2 protein-coding genes and 2 pseudogenes are annotated in these 3,216 nt (G+C 59.3%); 3 read left to right on the top strand and 1 reads right to left on the bottom strand.

The window, feature by feature from the left end:
• From IE243_RS22355 to IE243_RS22345, 3 genes and pseudogenes are all read left to right on the top strand, one after another.
• A partial coding sequence (locus IE243_RS22355) for a transposase (RefSeq protein WP_191321496.1) occupies window positions 1-267 on the top strand: 267 nt, incomplete at its 5' end.
• Between the two features lie 847 nt (window positions 268-1,114).
• Window positions 1,115-1,465, top strand: coding sequence for a hypothetical protein (locus IE243_RS22350; RefSeq protein WP_191321495.1), 351 nt, complete (start codon window positions 1,115-1,117; stop codon window positions 1,463-1,465).
• 170 nt (window positions 1,466-1,635) lie between these two features.
• Window positions 1,636-2,512, top strand: a pseudogene (locus IE243_RS22345) (transposase); the annotation flags it as partial.
• Here IE243_RS22345 and IE243_RS22340 read toward each other — a convergent pair.
• Window positions 2,470-3,115: pseudogene (locus IE243_RS22340) on the bottom strand (transposase); the annotation flags it as partial. The pseudogenes IE243_RS22345 and IE243_RS22340 sit on opposite strands and share 43 nt — an antisense overlap.
• Window positions 3,116-3,216: the final 101 nt, after the last annotated feature.

Genomic DNA, 3,216 nt, shown 5'->3' with positions numbered 1-3,216 from the left:
GTTATCATGGACAATCTGTCGAGCCACAAACGACCGGCGGTCCGTGAGCGGATCGAGGCTACCGGCGCAACGCTGCGTTTCCTGCCGCCCTACAGCCCGGACTTCAATCCGATCGAAAAAGCCTTCTCACGCCTCAAGGCCATGCTGCGGAAGATCAGCGAGCGGACCGTGAGCGGCCTTTGGAACTGCATCGGCAAGCTCGTCGACATCTTCAAGCCCGATGAATGTGAGAACTACTTCGTTTCATGCGGATATGAGCCGGAATGATCGAAAAACGCTCTAAGTGTGAATAATGCCGGTGAATTTCCCTGCCTGGGTGACGATCCGGACGTGGGGATTTGGGCGGTTGGATTGGAAACTCGGTCTGATAGGGGCTCGGAAAGTGTGAATAATGGCCTGTGATTATTCTCAGAGGCATGCTGGCGGGATTGGCGGATTGGCCGCCTTTGGGGAAGGCAGATACCGGGTGTAGGGATCTCGCTGGGTTTCTGGTGGTCCGGTTGAAGTGTGAATAATCGGATTGATTTATCGCACTGGAGGCACCCGGGTTGGGGCCGGCTGGTTTGCGCGGTGTCGGCCGTGCTTTTGGAAGTGTGAATAGTCGTTCTCATTATTCACACTGGTGGCGCCAGGGTGCGTCCGGTAGTCCCAGGAAGCCGCTCCGGAGGGTGGCTGTGGGATCCTGGATAAGCGAGTGTGCGAGAACTGTCAGGCGTCCTTGGCAGCCTTCGCAGCGCGGCCTCGGGCGACGAAGAAGCCAATGCGTTGCGCTGTGCCTCGGTGAGCGGCTTGTGCGCCGGACGGCCGGCACCGCGGTCTGCTTCCAAAGAGCAGATTACATAACTCGGATTATTGAGCGATTTCATCGGGTTACAAGTGTGAATATAGGGGGCGAATTATTGCCGCCTCAAATTTAAGGGGTGCGGTTGGAGCCACAAAAAAGACGGCCTATTGGGCGGTCGTCGGGGGTTCGGGAAGCATCGGGTGAGGGGTGTTCAGGCGGCGGCGAGAGCGGCCTTTGAGGAGCGGGCCCGGGCGACGAAGAGCGCGGAGCGCCTGCGCTGGGCCTCGGTGAACGGCTGGCCCAAGTCCCCCACGACTTAACAGAAGGAGTATGATTTTCCCCTTTTTCGACAAATCCGACTTTGCGGGCCTTCCCAGCAATCGACAGCTTCGTCCAATTAAAGTTTTTGAAGCCACCATTGATCGCGCCGTTGGCGAGGAGGTGAGAGCAGATGGCGCATGCGGCGTTGAGCTTTGGTCAGCGCTGGCCGGGATCAACTGGCACGCGGCAGATGGCGCGGTCGTGTCCTATTCTTTACGCCGTGCCGCAGAACTGGTTGCCTGGGTGCGAGAAGAAAGCAACTCTCTACAGTGGTATTGTAGCGGACCTACGGGTGATGTGGCCTCCTGGATCAGCGGAGCAATGGCTGCCGAGGGGTGGACGTGGTCCCTGGCAAGCTGATTCATTGTGCCTTATTTAAGCCGTTTTCGCCGCCGGGGGCGATTGTAAGCAGCGTCAATTCGTGGCGTGAACCCTGCCGTCTATCCAATAAGCGCGCTCGGTTGGCTACCAGATTCTGAACTGGCCCCCGTTTGAACCGGACACTCAGGCATAGCCATGGAGGCTTGGGCATGCCTGAGCACGTGCTTATGACTGAGCTAGAAATCATCACGGATGGCGGCCGTCGCCGGCATTGGACTGCTGCGGACAAGGTCCGGATCGTGGAGGAGACGCTGGATGGGCGAGAAAGCATTTCTGTCGTCGCCCGCCGCAATGGCGTGGCGCCAAATCTGCTGTACCGTTGGCGTCGGCTCATGCTCGAAGGAGGGAGTGTCGCGGTGGCGGGAGACGATGAGGTCACCAGCAACAAGGTCGTCCGGCAGTTGGAGGACCGCATCCGCGAACTCGAACGGGAATTCGGGCGCAAGACACTCGAAGCCGAGATCCTGCGCGAGGCCCTGGACAAGTCCCGCTCAAAAATGAGATATTGCTTGGGCGCTCGCCGCTGAAGGAGGATTTCCAGTGAAGGTGGTGGCGGACGCTCTGGGTGTCGCGCGCTCCAATCTGATCCTGCTACTGAAGGGCGCCACAAGGCCTCGCCAGCGCTATCGCCAGGCGCAGGACGGAGTGATGGCTGCGAGGATTACGACGCTGGTTTCCGAGCGCCCCATTTACGGCTACCTGTGGATCACGGTGATCCTGAACCGCGAGTTGCGTACGGAAGGCTTGCCGCCAGTCAATCACTAGATCATGCAGGCCCACAACCTGCTGCTGGCCCGAAAATATTCCGTGCGTCCCGAACATGCCCACGATGGAAAGGTGATCGTCATGCGCTTGAACCTGCGCTGGTGCTCTGACGGGTTCGAGTTCACCTGCTGGAACGGGGAAACCGTCCGCGGCGCTTTTATCATCGACGCCCAAGACAGGGAGGTCATTGACTCGCGGGCGGTGGCGAATGCGGGCATCAGTGGCTCTGACACGAAGTCCAGCGACCAGCGTTCGTTTGGCAGAAATGGGGGCTGCATCGTCGCCCGTGTCCCGACGGCACGCTTGCGACCGCCGCGACGTCGTACTCCGAGCCGCTCCTCCCTGTATATCCGGAAGAGCCGCTTGTGGTTGACCTCAAAGCCTTGGAGGCGCAGCAGCACATGCAGACGCCGGTATCCAAACCGCCGGCGTTCCTGCGCCAGTTCTTTCATCCGCGTGCGCAGGAAGCTATCGTCCCTGCGTTGCGCCTGATAACGCATGCTCATGCGGCTGAAGCCTGTGGCTTTACACGCCCGAGGTTCGCTCATCCCGTGCTGCTGCCTGAGTTGACGAACGGCTTGTCGCCTTGCGGCGGGCGTCGCAACTTCTTTCCCGACAGGTCCTTCAGCGCCAAATTTTCGAGCATGGCACCGGCCAGCATGCGCTTCAGCCAGTTGTTCTCGTCCTCAAGGGGCTGCAGCGGTTTGGCCTCGGACACCTCCATGCCGGCAAACCGCGCTTTCCCTTGTAGATGCTCGCATCACTTACCCCGTGCTTCCGGCAGAGGTCAGCCACCGGGATGCCGGCCTCGTGCTCCTTCAGGATCGCGATGATCTGTTCTTCTGAAAATCGGGTGCGCTTCATATCTGGTCCTCTCAGGAGGGCCAGAGCGAACTTCAAACCAGATTAGAGCGTTTTTCGATCATTCCGGCTCATATCCGCATGAAACGAAGTAGTTCTCACAT

This window comes from Camelimonas fluminis (genome assembly GCF_014656355.1).
Taxonomy (GTDB): Bacteria; Pseudomonadota; Alphaproteobacteria; order Rhizobiales; family Beijerinckiaceae; genus Camelimonas; species Camelimonas fluminis.
Note: the sequence above shows the minus strand (reverse complement) of the source record. Positions and strands in the feature narration are given on the sequence as shown.

What these genes read in the sequence shown, in the direction of transcription:
- IE243_RS22350 (WP_191321495.1), top strand. Translation starts at nt 1,115, where the DNA reads ATGATTTTCCCCTTTTTCGACAAATCCGACTTTGCGGGCCTTCCCAGC.